This window comes from Bradyrhizobium sp. ma5, from assembly GCF_042258955.1.
GTDB lineage: Bacteria > Pseudomonadota > Alphaproteobacteria > Rhizobiales > Xanthobacteraceae > Bradyrhizobium.
On the sequence record NZ_CP170156.1, the window covers coordinates 4,498,209 to 4,516,780 of the forward strand.

Genomic DNA, 18,572 nt, shown 5'->3' on the forward strand with positions numbered 1-18,572 from the left:
AAGCGCGGCCCGATGACAGGCTCCGCCGCAACCCGCCGCTGTTGCGACAACGGATCGGCGGATTACGCTTCGCCAGTTCACCCTACGACCTCTGCACATTGGCATGCGCCGGTGCTATAATCTCGGCCGAACTAGGGAAAACAGGGAGGATGCCATGCATCATACCTTGGTGCCCAGCGACCGTGTCGAGCATGTCTGCGTGTTCGGGCGCGATGGCTCAAAGCTCGGGTCGATCGAGCGGCTGATGCTCGACAAGGTGAGCGGAACGGTGGCCTACGCCGTGATCAAGACCGGCGGCGTGCTCAGCAGCCACCACCATTATCCGGTCAAATGGACGGCCTTGAAATTCGATCCCGCGCGCCAGGCCTTCGAGGCCGAGGTGACGCTGGACGATCTGCGAACCGGCCCATCCGAGTTCGACGGCGATGAATTCGACTGGGGTGACCGCTCGCACGGCTACACGCACCCGAATTATTGGGCGGTGTAGCGCGGAGGCCAGGGGACGGTTGTTGTAGCCCGCATGAGCGAAGCGACATGCGGGACAGAGGTCGACGACTACGAGAAGGCTCCCGGATATCGCTTCGCTCATCCGGGCTACTGCTCTAATCTACGGCGCATCGTCGTGGCCTAGGCAAAGACAGACGCATGCCCAAGTTCAAGCCCGCCGGCTGGCCTTCCGTCATACCGCGAATCGTCACGCGCGACCTCACCGGTTTGGCCGGATTCCTGAGAGACGTTTTGGATGCGGAGGGCGACGTCCGGTCCGGCGCGCCAACGGAAATTCGGATCGGAGACTCGATCATCCTGATCAGCGACGGCGGAGGCGTACGGGACGCCATGCCGGCCTTTCTCTATGTCTATGTTGAGAACGCGGACGAGACCTACCGGCGCGCGATTGCGGCAGGTGCTGAATCGATTGAGGCGCCTGCCGATACGCCTTATGGCGACCGACGCGCGATGGTCCGGGATACCTGGGCCAACGTCTGGCAGATCGCCACCTACCGTGGCAACTAAGGTAGTGCGTAGGGCGTGTTAACCGAAGGCGCAACCCGCCGGTGTTGAGGCAACAGACCGGCGGATGACGCTTCGTCGATCTGCTTTACTGACGGACGTTGAACTACTCCGCCGCCTCGCTCGCCGAGCTCTTCCTCGGCTTGCTGTTCGCCTTCTTCAGCACCGGCGCCAGAAACTTGCCGGTGTAGCTGCGTGGCGCCTTGACGATGTCCTCGGGCGGGCCCCAGGCGACGATTTCGCCGCCGCCGTCGCCGCCTTCGGGACCGAGGTCGATCACCCAGTCGGCGGTCTTGATGACTTCGAGATTGTGCTCGATCACCACGACCGTGTTGCCCTGGGCGACCAGCTCGTGCAGCACCTCCAGCAGCTTGGCGACATCGTGGAAGTGCAGGCCGGTGGTCGGCTCGTCCAGGATGTAGAGCGTGCGGCCGGTGGCCCGCTTTGACAATTCCTTGGCGAGCTTGACGCGCTGGGCCTCGCCGCCGGATAGCGTGGTGGCCTGTTGGCCGACATGGATGTAGTCGAGGCCGACGCGGTGCAGGGTCTGGAAGGTCTCGCGCACGCGCGGCACTGCCTTGAAGAAGTCGGCGGCTTCCTCGACGGTCATGTCGAGCACGTCGGCGATGCTCTTGCCCTTGAACAGCACCTCCAGCGTCTCGCGGTTGTAGCGCTTGCCCTTGCAGGTGTCGCAGGTGACGTAGACGTCGGGCAGGAAGTGCATCTCGATCTTGATGACGCCGTCGCCCTGGCAGGCCTCGCAGCGACCGCCCTTGACGTTGAAGGAGAAGCGCCCGGGCTCGTAGCCGCGCGCCTTCGCCTCGGGGAGGCCGGCGAACCATTCGCGGATCGGCGTGAAGGCGCCGGTATAGGTCGCGGGGTTCGAACGCGGCGTGCGGCCGATCGGCGACTGGTCGATGTCGATGATCTTGTCGATGTGCTCGAGGCCCTCGATGCGGTCGTGCGGGGCCGCGCCTTCGCTGGCGTTGTTCAGCTTGCGCGCGATCGACTTGTAGAGCGTGTCGATCAGCAGGGTCGACTTGCCGCCACCGGAGACGCCGGTGACGCAGGTGAACAGACCGAGCGGGATCTCGGCCGAGACGTTCTTCAGATTGTTGCCGCGGGCGTTGATGACCTTGATGGTGCGCCGGTGGTTCGGCGGCCGCCGGTCGGGCACGGGGACGGAAAGCTCGCCGGTGAGATACTTGCCGGTCAGCGATTTCGGGTTGCGCATGATCTGGTCGGGCGTGCCTTCGGCGACGATGTGGCCGCCATGCATGCCGGCACCGGGCCCGATGTCGAGCACGTAGTCGGCAAGCCGGATGGCGTCCTCGTCATGCTCGACCACGACCACGGTATTGCCCAAGTCGCGGAGCCGCTTCAGCGTGTCGAGCAGGCGGGCGTTGTCGCGCTGGTGCAGGCCGATCGACGGCTCGTCCAGCACGTAGAGCACACCGGTCAGTCCCGATCCGATCTGCGAGGCCAGGCGGATGCGCTGGCTCTCGCCGCCGGACAGCGTGCCAGACGAGCGCGACAGTGTCAGGTAGTTGAGGCCGACGTCGAGCAGGAAGGTCAGGCGCTCGCGGATCTCTTTCAAGATGCGTGCGGCGATCTCGTTCTGCTGCGCATTCAGCGCCTCCGGCACCGTCTCGAACCATTCGCCGGCGCGCCTGACCGAAAGCTCGGAGATCTCGCCGATATGCTTAGCCCCGATCTTGACGCACAGCGCCTCCGGCTTCAGCCGGTAGCCGTTGCAGCCGGCGCAGGGCACGTCTGAGAAATACTTGCCGAGCTCCTCGCGCGCCCACTCGCTCTCGGTCTCGCGGTAGCGGCGATTGATGTTGGTGACGACGCCCTCGAACGGCTTCTTGGTGTCGTAGGAGCGGACGCCGTCCTCATAGGAGAACTTGATCTCGTCGTCGCCCGAGCCGTGCAGCAGCGCGGCCTGCACCTTCTTGGTCAGGTCCTTCCACTTGGTGTCGAGCGTGAACTTGTAATGCTTGCCGAGCGCAGTCAGGGTCTGGATGTAATAGGGCGAGGACGATTTCGCCCACGGCGCGATTGCGCCCTTGCGCAAGGTCAGCTCCTTGTCGGGAATGACCAGGTCTTCGTCGATATGCTGCTCGACGCCGAGACCGCCGCAGGCAGGGCACGCGCCATAGGGATTGTTGAACGAGAACAGGCGCGGCTCGATCTCGGGGATGGTGAAGCCGGAGACCGGACAGGCGAATTTTTCCGAGAACAGGATGCGCTCGGGCCCGCTCTTGTCGTGGATTTTTGCGGTCTTCTTCTTGTCCTCTTTCTTCTCGTCTTGTCCTGCCGCTGCCGGCGCGTCGGCGTATTCGATCACGGCGAGGCCCTCGGCGAGCTTCAGCGCGGTCTCGAAACTTTCGGCGAGGCGCTGGGAGAGGTCGGGACGCACCACGATGCGGTCGACCACGACGTCGATGTCGTGCGGGAATTTCTTGTCGAGCGCGGGCGCCTCCGACAGCTCATGGAAGGTGCCGTCGATCTTGACGCGCTGAAAGCCCTTCTTGAGATACTCGGCGAGCTCCTTCTTGTACTCGCCCTTGCGGCCGCGAACGACCGGCGCCAGCAGGTAGAGGCGGGTGCCTTCCGGCAGCGCCAGCACGCGGTCGACCATTTGCGAGACGATCTGGCTCTCGATCGGCAGCCCGGTAGCCGGCGAATAGGGCACGCCGACGCGCGCCCACAGCAGGCGCATGTAGTCGTAGATCTCGGTGACGGTGCCGACGGTGGAGCGCGGGTTCTTCGACGTGGTCTTCTGTTCGATCGAGATCGCCGGCGACAGGCCGTCGATCTGGTCGACATCGGGCTTCTGCATCATCTCGAGGAACTGGCGCGCATAGGCCGACAGCGACTCGACGTAGCGGCGCTGGCCCTCGGCATAGATGGTGTCGAACGCGAGCGACGACTTGCCGGAGCCCGACAGGCCGGTGAACACCACGAGCTTGTCGCGCGGAATCTCGACGTCGATGTTCTTCAGATTGTGTTCGCGCGCGCCGCGGATCGTGATGGCGCGCGATGAGTAGCCGGCGTTCTGTTGGCGCTTCGCCTTGAGCACTTCATCCATAGCGACATTTCCGGGCGCATGATCGGGCGCCTTTTGGGCGCGCATCGCCGGTGCTGCCGGGACCTTGCGCCGATGGGTGAGAAGACTGGAACGTAGGAAGAACGGCCGACAATTTCCAGTGCTGAGTCGTCTCCATCAACGGATAGTTTGCCTGTTGGCAGCAGTCGTCAGCAGGATGCGGTTCCCAGACGCAAAAAGGCCGGCGCGAGGCCGGCCTTTCCGAGACCCCGAGGTCTGTTTTTCGCTCAGTACTTGGCGACGATCGGGCCGCCGAAGTGATAGTTCACGCCGAACTGCACGGTGTGCAGGTTGATGTCGGCAGACCGAATGCCGAAGTAGGTCTCGCCGCCGAGGCTGCGATACAGGTACTCGCCCTTGATCGACCACTGCGGCGCGATGAACGCCTCGATGCCGGCGCCGACGGTCCAGCCGGAGTGGAAGTTGCTCTGCGAGACGCTCACGCCGCCCGCGCTGAGGGTGAGCTTGTTGTCGGCCCAGGCGTAGCCGCCGGTGCCGTAGAACAGCACCTTGTCCACGGCGAAGCCGATGCGGCCGCGCGCGGTGCCGAGCGCGTCGATCTTGCTCGTCGCGGTGATGCCGAAAGCGGTAGCGGACGCATTGACGTCAGCCCAGGCGCCGTCAGCCTCGAGGCCGTACACGATGTTGCCGGCCTGCCAGTTGTAGCCGACGGTGCCGCCGCCGAAGCCGCCTTCCATCTTCGGGTTGCCGGAGTCCTCGCTGGCATAGCCACCGAAGCCGCCGATGTAGAAGCCGGTCCAGTTGTAGATCGCGGCCGGCGGCGGAGCCTTCACGTAAGGCGCGCGTGCCGCCATGTCGGCGGCCATTGCCGGTGCAATTGCGCTGAGGGCAAACATGCCGGCCGAAGCCAGCAAAACATTCCTGATTTTCAAAGTCCCAGTCCCATTTTCTTGTTGTCCCTTCAAACACTGAAGGGAACGTCACAGCAGTGTCGTGTGACGATCGCGTGTTTCTACATAGAAATCTTGGAAGTTGTGTATCCGTGAAACCACAATGCACGGAAAACAGCCCGGGCGATGCGCCCGCTTGCCAGCAAGCAAAATGCCGGCGCAAGGCGCTCTTGTCTCCGATGCGAAGCGACCGCCGGTACCTCAGTATTTCGCTGATACGACCGGGCTCGGCGCGTTGAAGTGGTACTTGATGCCGAGCTTGACGGTGTGAAAGGTGTCCCTCCACTCCAAGCGATCGTTGATCGCGGGCGTGTACTGGATCGGCGCGACCTTGCCGAGATCGATGTAATTGTACTCGAGCTTGGCCGACCAGTTGGCGGCGAACATGTATTCGACGCCGGCGCCGACGGTCCAGCTCCAGCGCGTGTCGCTGGCCGAGACCGAGGACGGCGCGAGCCCGGCATTGTAGCGGTGCAGGATGTCGCCGACCGCGGCGCCGCCGTTCACGAACCACAGCGTGGCGCCGTCGGCGTGGCCGAGCCGGCCCTTGATGTCGCCGAAGCTGCGCAGCTCGGTGGTGTAGCTGTCGAGCACATCAGGCGGCCCGACGTTGGAGCGCGCCGCCCACGCAAACAAAAAGGCCGGCGCGAAGCCGGCCTTTCGTCTCAAATCCGTGTCGCGCGATCAGTAGCGCGCAACCACCGGGCCGCCCCACTTGTAGTTCACGCGGACGGTGACGAGGTCGACGTCCTGGCGATCGCGGATGTTGCTGAACAGCGCGCCGGTCGGGGTGGTGAGGTTGTAGGTCTTGTCCTGCATGAACAGGTGGTCGTATTCGACGCCGGCGGTCCAGTTCGGCGCGAAGCCGACTTCGATGCCGGCGCCGATGGTGCCGCCCCAGCGGGTGTCGCTCGCGCTGCCGGCGAGGACGCCGGTCGGCGTGAAGTAGGTGTTGAAGCGATTGTCGGTCAGCGCCGCACCGCCCTTGGCGTAGAGCAGCACGTTGTTGACGGCGTAGCCGATCTGGCCGGTGAACAGGCCGAACGCGTCGATCTTGCTCTGGTTGGTGAACAGGCCCGGGAAGATCGCGCTGTTGTTGCTGCCCTTCAGGTCAGCCCAGTTGCCCTGCGCTTCGAGGCCGAACACCCAGGTGCCCGCCTGCCAGCGATAGCCGATCTGACCACCGGCAACGCCGCCGGTCGCGTCGTGGCAACCATCCGAGCCGATGAAGATGCCGCCCGGGACCTGGTCCCAGCAATTGTGGCTCGAGCCCCAGCCGCCGTTGGCGCCGATGTAGAAGCCGCTCCAGTCATAGACGGCGGCGATCATCGGCGGCGCCTTGGTGTAGGGGCGCGCAGCGAGATCGGCAGCCGCGGCAGGCGCAGCGACCGCAATCAGGCCAACCGTAGCGAGCAAAAACTTCTTCATAATCAAACCCCCAGCTTCCCAATCGGCTTCCAACGGTCCCGAAGCGCGACTTCAGACGCGAGCGCCCATCTGATGGGTGGTAGCTATACGCTGATTCAACCTGAAGCGCCGTCTCCCAAATGCAACACTCGCAGAAGAAGTGTCGACAATGCAAAGCGTTGATTTAACTTACATTTTCGTAAGGCGTCAGAGCCCGCTGGTGGTCGGAGCGAAATCGGCGGCGACTCCATGACCGCCGGCTGCTTCTACGGCTGGTTGTGGCGAACAAAACTGGAACAGTGTCGGCTGCGATGCTATATCTTGAATATCGTGGATAACCGCGCGACGGCGAGGGCATCAAGCCGGCACCGGCCGTATAGGTCATTCGCGGCGCCTGCAAGTAAGTGGCGATGGTTGAGAGTGGCGGCCGATGTCCGGTGCCCGGTTTTTGAGCGGAGATGATGCAATGGCGGGAAGCGTGAACAAGGTGATCCTGGTTGGAAACCTCGGCAAGGATCCGGAAATCCGGCGGACGCAGGACGGCCGACCGATCGCAAATCTTTCCATCGCCACCTCGGAAACCTGGCGCGACAAGGGCACCGGCGAGCGCAAGGAAAAGACCGAGTGGCACCGCGTCGTGATCTTCAACGAGGGCCTCTGCAAGGTCGCCGAGCAGTATCTGAAGAAGGGCGCCAAGGTGTACATCGAGGGTCAATTGCAGACCCGCAAATGGACCGACCAGAGCGGCGTCGAGAAGTACTCGACCGAGGTCGTGCTGCAGGGCTTCAACTCCAACCTCACCATGCTCGACGGGCGGGGCGGTGGGGGCGGCAGCTTCGCCGATGATGGCGGCGGCAGCGATTTCGGCTCGTCCGGTCCGGTCAGCTCGGCGCCACGCCGTGCGGTCGCCGCCGGCGGCGGCAGCCGCAACAGCGACATGGACGACGACATCCCGTTCTGATCGCAGGTCAGGCTTTCCGAGATTCCGTCAGACGCCGTTCCGTGAAGATCATTATCCCGGAGCGGCGTTGAGATTTGTCGCGGAAGTCTCCTCGTGTGGATTATGAGGATAACTCTCTAAGCGCCTGCGTGACCTTGTCCAACCGAGGACGGCCAGCGCGGGTTCCCCGGACTTTGACACAGGTCAATGTGAATGATATTTACATTGGCCTGCGGCGAGCGACGTCTGGCCGCGAGCTTCACTCGAGGGCTGCCATCATGAGCCTCGCGCCACTGCTCGACGCTGCGCCTGCGATCCCGCTCCATGCCTTTGCCGCGATGGCCGCCTTCGTGCTCGGCTCCATCCAGCTCGCCGCACCGAAGGGCACGCTGCCGCACCGGACGCTGGGCTGGATCTGGGTGATCCTGATGCTGGTGGTCGCCGGGAGCTCGTTCTGGATCCATCAGATCAAGCTGGTGGGCCCGTGGAGCCCGATCCATCTGCTGTCGATCTTCTCGCTGATCATGCTGGTGCTCGGCGTGACGGCCGCGCGGAGCCACAATGTCCGCCGCCACAAGTTCACGATGATGGGCATTTTCTTCGGCGCGCTGGTCATTGCCGGGCTATTCACCTTCATGCCCGGGCGGATCATGCACGCGGTGATTTTCGGCCAATAATCGGATGATCAGGACGTTGCGAAGGCCGGTTCCACCAGGTCTTCGCGACCTTGCAACCGCCGGGCTAAGCAGGCGCGTCGCAAACCTGCAATGCGGCCGGTAAGTGCATGAAAAAACGAAGGGAAAAACGGCTTGCCGGAGCCGTGCAAGGGTGGTTATCAGGCCCTCGATGGTCTATATGATTCCCCAGCAGAACTGACCGGATTTCCCCTTTGTCCGAACCCGAAGACGACAAGCCCGGCGAGCCGCCGGTGCCCTCAGATATTCGTCCCGTTTCCATTCTCGACGAGATGAAGAAGTCCTACCTCGATTACGCGATGAGCGTGATCGTGTCGCGTGCGCTGCCCGATGCGCGCGACGGGCTCAAGCCGGTGCACCGGCGCATCCTCTATTCGATGCATGAGCAGGGACACACCCCGGACAAGAAATACGTCAAGTCCGCGCGTGTCGTCGGCGACGTGATCGGTAAATATCACCCGCATGGCGATCAGTCGATTTACGACGCGATGGTCCGCATGGCGCAGGACTTCTCGCTGCGGGTGCCGCTGATCGATGGCCAGGGCAATTTCGGCTCGGTCGACGGCGACCCGCCGGCGGCCTACCGATATACCGAGGCACGGCTGACGAAGGCGGCGCTTGCCGTCCTCGCCGACATCGACATGGACACCGTCGATTTCCAGCCGAACTACGACAACTCGGAGAAAGAGCCGGCGGTTCTGCCGGCCCGGTTCCCGAACCTCCTGGTCAATGGCGCCGGCGGCATCGCCGTCGGCATGGCGACCAACATCCCGCCGCACAACCTCGGCGAGGTCGTCGACGCCTGCGTGGCGCTGATCGACAATCCGGCGCTCACGATCGACGAGTTGATCGACATCATTCCCGGACCGGACTTCCCGACCGGCGGCATCATCCTGGGCCGCCAGGGCATCCGCTCGGCCTACCATCTCGGCCGCGGCTCGATCGTGATGCGCGGCAAGGTGGCGATCGACACCATCAGGAAGGATCGCGAAGCGATCATCATCACCGAGATTCCCTATCAGGTGAACAAGGCGACGATGGTCGAGCGCATCGCCGATCTCGTCAAAGAGAAGAAGATCGAGGGCATCGGCGACCTGCGCGACGAGTCCGACCGCGACGGCTATCGCGTCGTCATCGAGCTGAAGCGCGAAGCGGTGCCCGACGTGGTGCTGAACCAGCTCTACCGGTTCACGCCGCTGCAGACGAATTTCCCGGCCAACATCCTGGCGCTGGATTCCGGCCGTCCGCAGACGATGAATCTGAAGGACCTGCTCACCATCTTCGTCGCGTTCCGCGAACAGGTGGTGACCCGGCGGACCAAGTTCCTGCTCGGCAAGGCCCGCGATCGCGCCCACATCTTGGTTGGCCTCGCGATCGCGGTCGCCAATATCGATGAGATGATCCGTGTCATTCGAACCTCGCCCGATCCGAACACCGCGCGCGAGGCCCTGATGTCGCGCGACTGGCCGGCACGCGACGTCGAGGCGATGATCACGCTGATCGACGATCCCCGGCATCGCATCAACGATGACGGCACGCTCCGGCTGTCGATGGAGCAGGCCAGGGCCATCCTCGATCTCCGGCTGCAGCGCCTGACCGCACTGGGGCGGGACGAAATATCCGAGGAACTCGACAAGCTCGCGGCCGAGATCGCCGACTATCTCGACATCCTGCGCTCGCGCGCGCGCGTGCAGGGCATCGTCAAGACCGAACTCGCCGAGGTGAAGCAGCAGTTCGCCACCCCGCGCAAGACCGTGATCATCGAGCATGAAGGCGAGGTCGAGGACGAGGACCTGATCCAGCGCGAGGACATGGTCGTCACCGTGTCGCATGCGGGCTACGTCAAGCGCGTGCCGCTGTCGACCTATCGGGCGCAGCGCCGCGGCGGCAAGGGCCGCGCCGGCATGCAGACCCGCGACGAGGATTTCGTCGCGCGCCTGTTCGTGGCCTCGACCCACACGCCGGTGCTGTTCTTCTCGTCACGCGGCCAAGTCTACAAGGAGAAGGTCTGGCGGCTGCCGATGGCGGCGCCAAACGCGCGCGGCAAGGCGCTGATCAACATCCTGCCGCTGGAGCAGGGCGAGCGCATCACCACGATCATGCCGTTGCCGGAGGATGAATCCTCCTGGGGCAATCTCGACGTGATGTTCGCGACCACCAGCGGCACCGTTCGCCGCAACAAGCTGTCCGATTTCGTCGACGTCCGCCGCTCCGGCATCATCGCCATGAAGCTCGGCGAGGGCGAGGCGATAGTCGACGTGCAGATCTGCACCGAGCGCGACGACGTGCTGCTGACCGCCGCCGGCGGCCAGTGCATCCGCTTCCCGGTCACCGATGTGCGCGTCTTCACCGGCCGTACCTCGATGGGTGTGCGCGGCATTGCGCTGGCCGAGGCGGATAAGCTGATCTCGCTGTCGATCCTGCGCCATGTCGAGACCACTTCGGACGAGCGCTCGGCCTACCTGAAGATGCGCCGCGCGGTGGCCGGCGAGGCCACGACCGAAGAACCGGTCGAGGCAGAGGGCGAGGAGCCTGCGAACGATGCGATCCAGCTGTCGCAGGAGCGCTATGCCGAGCTGTCGGCGGCCGAGCAGGTGGTGCTGACCGTCTCCGTCAACGGCTTCGGCAAGCGGACCTCGTCTTACGAGTACCGCACCACCGGCCGCGGCGGCAAAGGCATCGTCGCGATGAGCGTCAACAACCGCAACGGCAATCTGGTGGCGTCGTTCCCGGTCGAGGACGCCGACCAGATCATGCTGGTCACCGACAAGGGCCAGCTGATCCGCTGCCCGGTGGCCGACATCCGCGTCGCCGGCCGCTCGACCCAGGGCGTGATCGTGTTCGACACCGCCGAGGACGAGCATGTCGTCTCGGTCGAGCACATTCCGGAGGAAGAGAACGGCGCGAACGGGAACGGCGAGTAGGGCCGTTCCCGAACGTGGTTCGTTGCAGGCGGCTCGAGGTCGGGGCGTCACGCCGGGTTGACTGATGCCTGATTGCCTGGGCGCGCAGGGCTGCGCCCCTACGTCGTTTCGCCGGGCTTCGCGAACGTGCGTCTCTGTTCGTCGAAGGGCGCCCCGCTCAGGGCGTCTGGGGCGCAGATAGCATTGTGAACAGAACGCTATCGCCGTCCCGTTGCGCTGTTTCGCGTGACGTCGCGTAGCCGTGCACGAGCTCCAAACCGCCTTCGGAAACATGCCATTTCCAGCGAGTGGGCTCTTTCTGCGCACTCACGACAACCTCGAGAAGACGAACGCGGGTTTGTTTGGCCATCTTGCCGACATGCGTCTGAGTTGGCATTTGCCGATGCGCCCAATCCGGTCGCGCCGGAGCTATTTCTTCTTCCTCGGCGGTGGAGGATTGATCTCGGCGATCTTGCGCAGGCAATCGGCTTCGGTGTCATGCGGGCCGGTCACGAACGTCCCGCTGACCTTTGTGGAATACCAACCGGACGTCACGCCGAGGCGCACGGACTCTTCAGTCTTGACGTGACGAGGCGAGAGATTTTGCATGAAGCTCTTTCGGTGAGTGCGTTCGAATCTTTCTCGAACGCACGGAGGAGGCTTTCGACCATCCGACTGGAACTTCGTCGGGTTCGCCTCGCGCTGGAAAGCCGCGCCAGTCGGCAAGCGTCGTCGTTCCTGCGCGCGATTGCAGCAAATAGCCAGCACTTTCTCGCGCGATACGGGTATTTGTCCGATCAGGCAGATCGTACCTTGTATTCGACCGCATCGTCGCCATGTCGGTAGGACATAGAGGAACGTATTTCGAATGAAGCTTCGCGTCGGATTCGAAATGCACTACGAGTTCCCGCAGCCAACGCCCATGATCATGGTGCTGGGCACGCATTTCACGCGCGCATCCGATATCATCGTCCCCGACCACCTGACCACCAGCCCGGCGGTGCCGATCACGCCGTACCGCGATGGATTCGGCAATTGGTGCAGCCGTATCGTTGCGCCGGCCGGTCCAATGCGCCTGGCGGCCGATGGCGTCGTGCGCGACAGCGGCGAGCCTGATCCGGTGTTTGCTTCGGCCGGTCAGCACGCGGTCGAGGACTTGCCGGCGGACACGCTGGTCTATCTGCTGGGCAGCCGCTATTGCGAGACTGACCGGCTTTCGGAAATTGCATGGAAGTTGTTCGAGGGCACGCCGCCGGGCTGGCCGCGGGTCCAGGCCATTTGCGATTTCGTCCATCGCCACATCGCTTTCGGCTACGAGCACGCCCGCGCCACCAAGACGGCGCGGGAGGTCTTCGACGAAGGCAAGGGCGTGTGCCGCGACTACGCGCATCTGGCTATTGCGTTCTGCCGCTGCATGAACATTCCGGCGCGCTATTGCACCGGCTATCTCAGCGACATCGGCACCCCGCTGCCTTGGGCGGCTGGTGATTTCGCCGGCTGGTTCGAGGCCTATATCGGCGGCCGCTGGCATATGTTCGATCCGCGCAACAACGTGCCGAGGATTGGACGGGTTTTGATCGCACAGGGACGGGATGCCTCCGACGTTCCGATCACCCAGACGTTTGGGCCAAACACGCTGGTTTCGTTCAAGGTCTGGACCGACGAGGTCGCGTCATGACGGATGATCCCCAAGTCCTCAGTTCGGACGAGTTCGCCTCGCTGGTCGAGGTCGGCAAGGGTGAAGGGCAACGGGAGATTCCTCAGTTGCACGGGGAGCGACTTGTCGGTCTCGGTTACGCAGTCAGACGGCTCGGTGAACTCGGCCTGACCGCATCCGGCGTGCGTCGTCTCGCGGCGGGCGAATAGGCCGTCCGGCCTTTGCCAGGCCTTCGATGCCCGCGTCCGATTTCGGTCAATAAGCCACGGCCTGACTGGTCGAATTCTCGAGCTCTCTGGTGAGGCCGGCCAGCGCATCCGCTTTGCCGATCTGCGCGAACCAGCACCACAGCTCTAACATGGAGGCGAGCCGGTAGAGCGCGATCGTCGCTTTCCAGTCTGGGCGATCGAGCGCGCCATAGCCGGCGAGCAATCCTTCACGCCGCGCCGCATCCTTCGGGGTGAAGTAGTACAGCGCCTTGGCGATATCCATCAGGGGATCGCCGGCCGTCGCGTTCGAAATCGACGATGCCGCAGAGTTGCGGCTTTCCTTCCGGCGTCACCAGCACGTTGCCGGCATGGAGATCGTAGTGGCAGAGGCGGGGCCTGTCGGCGGCGTCGAGCAGGTGCGCACGGGCGGCGATGCCGGTCCGGAGCCGCTCGGCCAGCGCCCTGTCGCCGCCGCGGGTACAAAACTCGGTCAGCTTGCGGTCGAACTGCGCGGACATGTAGGCGCGGTTGGTGGGGTGGGGCGTCCAGACCCCGCTTGGGCCGATATAGCCGAAACTGTCGAGCGTGATGTCGTTGATCCTGCGCAGCGCCGCGCCCATCTCGGCGAAGATCGCAAACTGCTCCTGATGGCTCAGCTCCGGATCGCGCCGGCTGAGCTCGACGCCGTCGAGTTTGCTCATCAGCACGAAGCTGAGATCGATCACCGAACGGGTGTCGTCGGCGAGCAGAATGCGCGGGACGGGGATATCGGCGTCGCGCAACAGCCCGTGGACATAGACCTCCTTCGCCATCTTCCAATGCAGCTGGGCGGGGTAGACCTTGAGGATGCGGTTCGGTGCATCCGCCAGCACGATCTCGAGGATCGTGCTGATCTCGCCGCCGCGCAGCTCAGTGATGCCTGCCACGCGCCAGCGTGGCGCAACACGATCAATGATCGCCTGCGCCTGGTCGATCGAAATCGCCAGCCGCGGCTTCAGCTGAAGAGGCGGATCGTCTGACATTGCCGGTTATCGTAGCCCGGATGCAGCGCAGCGAAATCCGGGGTCCTTGCGATGTGGTTTTGTTTGTCCCGGATTGCGCTGCGCTGCATCCGGGCTACGCAAGCCGCTCGATCAAATCTCGATCTCGGTGCCGAACTCCACGACCTGACCGGTCGGCACGCCAAAGAAGGCCGCGGAACGCTCGGCGTTGCGCTGCAGGAAGGCGAACAGCGATTCACGCCACACCCACATGCCCGGGATATCCTCGCTTGGGATGATGGTTTCGCGGCCGATATAGTAGGTCACGTCGGAGAGATCGATGCCGGGTAGCTTGGCCTGCAGGCAGGCGGTCTTCAGCCCCTCATAGATCGTCGGATACTGCATGAAGCCGTAATGCAGGACGATGCGGGTGATGCCGGGGCTGATCTCGAGCACATTGGCGCGTTCCTCGTCTGAGATCCGCGGGCGCTCCTCGATCAGCACGGTGACCAATAGCACGCGCTGATGCAGCACGTGATTGTGCTTGACGAACTGGGTCAGCGCGAGCGGCACGCCATTGGGGGCCGAGGCCAGGAACACCGCGGTGCCGGGCAGGCGGGCGCTGCATTTGTTGACCGCGGTCTCGATCAGATCCTCTTCCGGCTGACGCAACTTGCCGCGCGCCTTTTCGACCAGCTTGACGCCGCTGCGCCAGGTCAGCATCAGGAACGCCACCGCGGCCGCCAGCAGCAGCGGGAACCAGCCGCCCTCGAACAGTTTCTCGGTGTTCGCCGCAAAGAAGATCGCGTCGATGATGAAGAAGAAGCCGTTCACCGCGATCACGATGATCGGCGAATAGCCCCACTGGATCGCGACCAGGGCTGCGAGCAGCGTGGTGATCGCCATCAACAGCGACACGGCGATGCCGTAGGCGCCGGCCAGCGCGTCCGAGGTGCCGAAGGCGAGCACGGCGCCGAGCGTTCCCGCCGCAAGCAGCCAGTTCACCAGCGGCACGTAGATCTGTCCGATCGCGTCGCTCGTGGTGTGGCGGATATGCATCCGCGGCAGGAAGCCGAGCTGGATCGACTGCTGGGTCAGCGAGAACACACCGGAGATGATGGCCTGCGAGGCGATCACGGTGGCAACGGTCGCGAGCAGGACGAGCGGGTAATGCGCCCAGTCAGGAGCGAGCTGGAAGAACGGGTTATCGATCGAGCTCGGATCGTTGATCAGCTCGCCGGCCTGGCCGAAATAGTTCAGTACCAGCGCGGGCAGGCAGATCGCGAACCAGGCGAGCCGGATCGGAAAGCGGCCGAAATGCCCCATGTCGGCATACATGGCCTCACCGCCGGTCACCGCGAGGAACGCGGCGCCGAGGATGGCAAAGCTGACGTGAAAATCCTGATGGATCAGGAAATCGAACGCATAGAACGGGCTCAGCGCGACCAGCACGCCGGGCGCCTTGACGATGCCGTGAATGCCGAGCGCTGCGAGCACGGCGAACCAGAACAGCATCACCGGGCCGAAGATCTTGCCGATGAAGCCCGTGCCCTGCTTCTGCATGAAGAACAGGCCGATCAGGATCACGACGGTGAGCGGTACCACGGCCGGCGTCAGCGACGGCGCATCGACCTTGAGGCCTTCGATCGCCGACAGCACGGAAATGGCCGGCGTGATCGCGCCGTCGCCATAGAGCAGGGCGGCGCCGATGAGGCCAACGACCAGCAGATGGGCGCGCCAGGTGCCGGGCGCCGCGTTGCGTGCGGAGAGCAGCGCCAGCAGCGCGACGATGCCGCCTTCGCCGCGGTTGTCCGCGCGCAGGATCAGCATGGCGTATTTGACGGAAATGATCAGGATCAGTGCCCACAGGATCAGCGACACCGTGCCCAGCACGGCAGCTTGGCTGAGTGGCCCGCCATGCGCGGCGGCCTTGGCGGCTTCCTTCAGGGCGTAGAGGGGGCTGGTGCCGATGTCGCCATAGACGACACCCAGGGCACCGAGCGTGACGGCAAACGGGATCGGGCTAGTTGGAGGATGGCCAGAAGAAACGATGGCGGGCGTACTGGTCACGGCAATCCCCCGATGGCTTGCGCCCGCCGGATCATCCGGTCGGGCGCCTTAGACGATAGTCTGCGACGGGACGTCGCAAATTACCATTGGGTTTTGTGTGACGGACGGAAGTGACGCCTTTATGGGTCAGAAATGACTACGGGGTGCGATCGGCGGTGACGAGGCGGGCTTCGCGAACCACCGTCTTGTTGCCGGCGCTGCGCAGGCAGGAGGCTTCGAAATTCGGCCAGGCCTGCTGCGAGCACTCCTTGCCGACCGGGTGCACGTCGAGACGGTCGCTCTTGGCCAGCGGCTGCGGGGTGGAGGCTGCGACCTGCGGCGCAAAGCCCGGCAGAACGGTGAGCGCGGCGGCGATGAACGCGGCAACGGCGATAGCGGAAAGTGCCTTGATCATGACGGTCCCCATATGATCGGACCCCCGGGCCCGTCGTTTCGTTGTCCAATGTCTACCGGCCGCAGGTTTCCTGGTGTCTTCGCCAGGGTCGAAAATGGTTTCATCGCGGGCCGGTTTTGTTTCGTCAGCCAGCGGCCGACGAAACATTCACCACGTAGACGCTGGCATCCCAGGACTCGTTCACTGGACGAGCAGGTATTTATTTCGCGCGACGGGTGGAACCCGGGCGGCTTGCCGGGACGAGCCGGGCGGGTTAGGAGGGACCATGTCCCGTATCGCGCTCTATCCCGGCTCCTTCGATCCCGTCACCAACGGCCATCTGGACGTGGTCCGGCAAGCCGTCGGCCTGTGCGACCGCCTGGTCGTCGCCGTCGCCATCCATGCCGGCAAAAAGCCGCTGTTCTCGACCGAGGAACGGCTGGACATGCTGCGCGAGGTGTGCGGCCCGATTGCCCAGCAGGCGGGCTGCGCCTTCGATTGCACCACCTATGACAATCTGACCGTGACGGCGGCGCGCAAGCTCGGCGCGACCATCATGATTCGCGGCCTGCGCGACGGCACCGATCTCGACTACGAGATGCAGCTGGCCGGCATGAACGAGGCGATGGCGCCCGAGGTGCATACCGTGTTCGTTCCGGCGTCGGTCGCGGTCCGCCCGATCACCGCCACACTGGTGCGCCAAATCGCCCAGATGGGCGGCGACTTCTCTGCATTCGTGCCGTCATCAGTCGCCGCTAGCCTGAAGGCCAAGTTCGCCGGCTGATGCCGGCGGCCTGCCACATCCAGAACGCCCAGAGGTCCGGAGTTTCCATGATCCGCATTCTTGCATTCGTTGCCGCGCTGCTCTGCGTCGTGCCTGCGGTCGCGCAGCCACTGCCTGCCAATCTCGACAAGGCCAATGCGATCGTGATCGACACCACCAAGGGCCGCATCGTCATCAAGCTGCGCACCGACATCGCGCCCCAGCATGCCGAGCGCATCAAGCAGCTGGCGCGCGAGGGCTTCTACAACAACGTTCCGTTCCATCGCGTGATGGATGGCTTCATGGCGCAGACCGGCGACGGCCAGAACTTCAACGGCACCGGCGGCTCGAAATATCCGAACCTGAAGCAGGAATTCTCGCAGGTCCCGTTCAAGCGCGGCATCGTCGGCATGGCCCGGCGCGGCGACAGTGTCGACAGCGCCAATTCGCAGTTCTTCATCATGTTCGCCGACGGATCGAGCCTCAACGGCCAGTACACCGTGGTCGGCGAGGTGGTGTCGGGCATGGACGTGGTCGACAAGCTGAAGAAGGCTCCCGCGGGCTCTCCCGGCGGCGCCGTCACCGATCCCGACAAGATGGTGAAGGTGCAGGTCGCATCCGACATCAAGTGATCGGCGATGGCGGCGCGCAGCAAGCCACTTGCCTGGTTCGCCGCGCCGCTGGTGCTGTGGCTCGCGCTGACCGGATCGGCGGCGGCCGAGCCGGAGCAACTCAATACGATCCGGGACGTTGTTCTGGCGATCCATCGCTGCTGGCGGCCGCCGGCGGCGGACAAGGCCGCTCCGATCGACATTACCGTCATTGTCAGCTTCAACCGTGAGGGCGCGATCCTCGGGCATCCCAGGATCAGCTATGAATCGCAGGAAGCGACCGACAACGACCGGATCGCGTACCGGGTCGCGGTGATGGAGGCGTTGCAACGCTGCACGCCGATGCCATTTACCGAGAGCCTGGGCGGCGCGGTTGCGGGCCGTCCATTCGCGATTCCGTTCCGGAATAAGAAATATCCACCCCGAAGCCAGGAGAAGCGAGCATGGCTGCTACCGAAAATACTCTGATCCTCGAAACCACCCAGGGCCCGGTCACGATCGAGATGCGCCCGGATCTTGCGCCCGGTCACGTCGCGCGGATCAAGGAGTTGGTGCGCGAAGGCTTCTACGACGGCATCGTGTTCCATCGCGTGATCGACGGCTTCATGGCGCAGACCGGCTGCCCGCAGGGCACCGGCATGGGCGGTTCCGGCAAGAAGCTGAAGGCCGAGTTCAACAAGGAGCCGCATGTCCGCGGCACCACCTCGATGGCGCGCGCCGCCAGTCCGGATTCCGGCGACAGCCAGTTCTTCATCTGCTTCGACGACGCCTCCTTCCTCAACGGCCAGTACACGGTCTGGGGCAAGGTCACCGAGGGCATGGAGAACGTCGACAAGATCAAGCGCGGCGAGCCGGTGAAGGATCCGGACAAGATCGTCAAGGCGCGCATGGCCGCCGACGCGGCGTAAGCTATTCGCTGTCATTCCGGGG

General features: G+C 64.1%; 19 protein-coding genes and 1 pseudogene. 11 read left to right on the top strand and 9 right to left on the bottom strand.

The genetic code is table 11. The features are described 5' to 3' along the window. Window positions 1–154 precede the first annotated feature (154 nt). Both ACE103_RS20765 and ACE103_RS20770 read left to right on the top strand, forming a co-directional pair. Window positions 155–487, top strand: coding sequence for a PRC-barrel domain-containing protein (locus ACE103_RS20765; RefSeq protein ID WP_375780951.1), 333 nt, complete (start codon window positions 155–157; stop codon window positions 485–487). A 158-nt stretch (window positions 488–645) separates the two neighbouring features. Next, on the top strand, window positions 646–1,014 hold the full coding sequence (locus tag ACE103_RS20770) for a VOC family protein (RefSeq protein WP_375780952.1): 369 nt from the start codon (window positions 646–648) through the stop codon (window positions 1,012–1,014). Window positions 1,015–1,117: 103 nt separating this feature from the next. On the opposite strand, the gene uvrA is transcribed toward ACE103_RS20770, so the two are convergent. The 4 genes and pseudogenes from uvrA to ACE103_RS20790 form a co-directional block, all read right to left on the bottom strand. Beyond that, a complete protein-coding gene (gene uvrA, locus ACE103_RS20775) occupies window positions 1,118–4,105 on the bottom strand; it encodes an excinuclease ABC subunit UvrA (RefSeq protein ID WP_375780953.1) in 2,988 nt (995 codons plus the stop codon). A gap of 245 nt (window positions 4,106–4,350) precedes the next feature. Next, complete coding sequence (locus tag ACE103_RS20780; RefSeq protein ID WP_375781149.1) at window positions 4,351–5,010, bottom strand: outer membrane protein; 660 nt, start codon at window positions 5,008–5,010, stop codon at window positions 4,351–4,353. Between the two features lie 225 nt (window positions 5,011–5,235). Further along, window positions 5,236–5,622 (bottom strand): annotated as a pseudogene (locus tag ACE103_RS20785) (outer membrane protein); the annotation flags it as partial. 96 nt (window positions 5,623–5,718) lie between these two features. Continuing rightward, window positions 5,719–6,462 (bottom strand): outer membrane protein, encoded by a 744-nt coding sequence (locus ACE103_RS20790; protein ID WP_375780954.1) that lies wholly within the window; start codon window positions 6,460–6,462, stop codon window positions 5,719–5,721. Window positions 6,463–6,907: 445 nt separating this feature from the next. On the opposite strand from ACE103_RS20790, the gene ACE103_RS20795 reads away from it, so the two are divergent. The 3 genes from ACE103_RS20795 (at window position 6,908) to gyrA (ending at window position 11,000) form a co-directional block, all read left to right on the top strand. After that, window positions 6,908–7,402 carry a single-stranded DNA-binding protein gene (locus tag ACE103_RS20795; protein ID WP_097672149.1) on the top strand — a complete coding sequence of 165 codons (495 nt, stop codon included), beginning with the start codon at window positions 6,908–6,910 and terminating at the stop codon, window positions 7,400–7,402. 257 nt (window positions 7,403–7,659) lie between these two features. Beyond that, complete coding sequence (locus ACE103_RS20800; RefSeq protein WP_375780955.1) at window positions 7,660–8,058, top strand: DUF2306 domain-containing protein; 399 nt, start codon at window positions 7,660–7,662, stop codon at window positions 8,056–8,058. Window positions 8,059–8,270: 212 nt separating this feature from the next. After that, on the top strand, window positions 8,271–11,000 hold the full coding sequence (gyrA, locus tag ACE103_RS20805) for a DNA gyrase subunit A (protein ID WP_223975208.1): 2,730 nt from the start codon (window positions 8,271–8,273) through the stop codon (window positions 10,998–11,000). Window positions 11,001–11,408: 408 nt separating this feature from the next. Here the strand turns inward: gyrA and ACE103_RS20810 are convergent, their stop codons facing one another. Then, window positions 11,409–11,588 carry a hypothetical protein gene (locus tag ACE103_RS20810; RefSeq protein ID WP_092114072.1) on the bottom strand — a complete coding sequence of 60 codons (180 nt, stop codon included), beginning with the start codon at window positions 11,586–11,588 and terminating at the stop codon, window positions 11,409–11,411. 259 nt (window positions 11,589–11,847) lie between these two features. On the opposite strand from ACE103_RS20810, the gene ACE103_RS20815 reads away from it, so the two are divergent. Both ACE103_RS20815 and ACE103_RS20820 read left to right on the top strand, forming a co-directional pair. Continuing rightward, a complete protein-coding gene (locus tag ACE103_RS20815; protein ID WP_223975206.1) occupies window positions 11,848–12,657 on the top strand; it encodes a transglutaminase family protein in 810 nt (269 codons plus the stop codon). Then, window positions 12,654–12,845, top strand: coding sequence for a hypothetical protein (locus tag ACE103_RS20820; protein WP_223975205.1), 192 nt, complete (start codon window positions 12,654–12,656; stop codon window positions 12,843–12,845). The genes ACE103_RS20815 and ACE103_RS20820 overlap by 4 nt, the downstream gene beginning before the upstream one ends. Before the next feature lie 46 nt (window positions 12,846–12,891). On the opposite strand, the gene ACE103_RS20825 is transcribed toward ACE103_RS20820, so the two are convergent. The 4 genes from ACE103_RS20825 to ACE103_RS20840 all read right to left on the bottom strand — a co-directional run bounded on the left by ACE103_RS20825 (window position 12,892) and on the right by ACE103_RS20840 (window position 16,289). Then, a complete protein-coding gene (locus ACE103_RS20825; protein ID WP_375780956.1) occupies window positions 12,892–13,128 on the bottom strand; it encodes a hypothetical protein in 237 nt (78 codons plus the stop codon). After that, complete coding sequence (locus tag ACE103_RS20830) at window positions 13,073–13,867, bottom strand: phosphotransferase family protein (RefSeq protein ID WP_375780957.1); 795 nt, start codon at window positions 13,865–13,867, stop codon at window positions 13,073–13,075. The genes ACE103_RS20825 and ACE103_RS20830 overlap by 56 nt, the downstream gene beginning before the upstream one ends. Before the next feature lie 111 nt (window positions 13,868–13,978). Next, window positions 13,979–15,877 (bottom strand): potassium transporter Kup, encoded by a 1,899-nt coding sequence (locus ACE103_RS20835; protein WP_374708069.1) that lies wholly within the window; start codon window positions 15,875–15,877, stop codon window positions 13,979–13,981. Between the two features lie 154 nt (window positions 15,878–16,031). Then, window positions 16,032–16,289 carry a hypothetical protein gene (locus tag ACE103_RS20840; RefSeq protein WP_212319671.1) on the bottom strand — a complete coding sequence of 86 codons (258 nt, stop codon included), beginning with the start codon at window positions 16,287–16,289 and terminating at the stop codon, window positions 16,032–16,034. Window positions 16,290–16,554: 265 nt separating this feature from the next. Between ACE103_RS20840 and coaD the strand changes: the two genes are divergently transcribed. From coaD to ACE103_RS20860, 4 genes are read left to right on the top strand one after another with little or no spacing between them, the layout of a single operon-like run. After that, a complete protein-coding gene (coaD, locus tag ACE103_RS20845) occupies window positions 16,555–17,052 on the top strand; it encodes a pantetheine-phosphate adenylyltransferase (protein WP_092114077.1) in 498 nt (165 codons plus the stop codon). 47 nt (window positions 17,053–17,099) lie between these two features. Further along, entirely contained in the window at window positions 17,100–17,663 is a 564-nt protein-coding gene (locus ACE103_RS20850; RefSeq protein ID WP_173643492.1) for a peptidylprolyl isomerase, read from the top strand. Between the two features lie 6 nt (window positions 17,664–17,669). After that, window positions 17,670–18,110: a TonB C-terminal domain-containing protein gene (locus ACE103_RS20855; RefSeq protein ID WP_223975199.1), complete on the top strand. Its 441-nt coding sequence runs from the start codon at window positions 17,670–17,672 to the stop codon at window positions 18,108–18,110. After that, window positions 18,086–18,550 (top strand): peptidylprolyl isomerase, encoded by a 465-nt coding sequence (locus ACE103_RS20860; protein ID WP_223975197.1) that lies wholly within the window; start codon window positions 18,086–18,088, stop codon window positions 18,548–18,550. Before ACE103_RS20855 ends, ACE103_RS20860 begins: the two co-directional genes overlap by 25 nt. The last annotated feature ends 22 nt before the right edge of the window (window positions 18,551–18,572 follow it).

Coding starts and splice junctions, on each gene's coding strand:
- ACE103_RS20790 (WP_375780954.1), bottom strand. CDS start 6,462: ATGAAGAAGTTTTTGCTCGCTACGGTTGGCCTGATTGCGGTCGCTGCG.
- uvrA (WP_375780953.1), bottom strand. CDS start 4,105: ATGGATGAAGTGCTCAAGGCGAAGCGCCAACAGAACGCCGGCTACTCA.
- ACE103_RS20770 (WP_375780952.1), top strand. CDS start 646: ATGCCCAAGTTCAAGCCCGCCGGCTGGCCTTCCGTCATACCGCGAATC.
- ACE103_RS20820 (WP_223975205.1), top strand. CDS start 12,654: ATGACGGATGATCCCCAAGTCCTCAGTTCGGACGAGTTCGCCTCGCTG.
- ACE103_RS20850 (WP_173643492.1), top strand. CDS start 17,100: ATGATCCGCATTCTTGCATTCGTTGCCGCGCTGCTCTGCGTCGTGCCT.
- ACE103_RS20765 (WP_375780951.1), top strand. CDS start 155: ATGCATCATACCTTGGTGCCCAGCGACCGTGTCGAGCATGTCTGCGTG.
- coaD (WP_092114077.1), top strand. CDS start 16,555: ATGTCCCGTATCGCGCTCTATCCCGGCTCCTTCGATCCCGTCACCAAC.
- ACE103_RS20825 (WP_375780956.1), bottom strand. CDS start 13,128: ATGGATATCGCCAAGGCGCTGTACTACTTCACCCCGAAGGATGCGGCG.
- ACE103_RS20815 (WP_223975206.1), top strand. CDS start 11,848: ATGAAGCTTCGCGTCGGATTCGAAATGCACTACGAGTTCCCGCAGCCA.
- ACE103_RS20810 (WP_092114072.1), bottom strand. CDS start 11,588: ATGCAAAATCTCTCGCCTCGTCACGTCAAGACTGAAGAGTCCGTGCGC.
- ACE103_RS20855 (WP_223975199.1), top strand. CDS start 17,670: ATGGCGGCGCGCAGCAAGCCACTTGCCTGGTTCGCCGCGCCGCTGGTG.
- ACE103_RS20795 (WP_097672149.1), top strand. CDS start 6,908: ATGGCGGGAAGCGTGAACAAGGTGATCCTGGTTGGAAACCTCGGCAAG.
- ACE103_RS20840 (WP_212319671.1), bottom strand. CDS start 16,289: ATGATCAAGGCACTTTCCGCTATCGCCGTTGCCGCGTTCATCGCCGCC.
- ACE103_RS20800 (WP_375780955.1), top strand. CDS start 7,660: ATGAGCCTCGCGCCACTGCTCGACGCTGCGCCTGCGATCCCGCTCCAT.
- ACE103_RS20860 (WP_223975197.1), top strand. CDS start 18,086: ATGGCTGCTACCGAAAATACTCTGATCCTCGAAACCACCCAGGGCCCG.
- ACE103_RS20830 (WP_375780957.1), bottom strand. CDS start 13,867: ATGTCAGACGATCCGCCTCTTCAGCTGAAGCCGCGGCTGGCGATTTCG.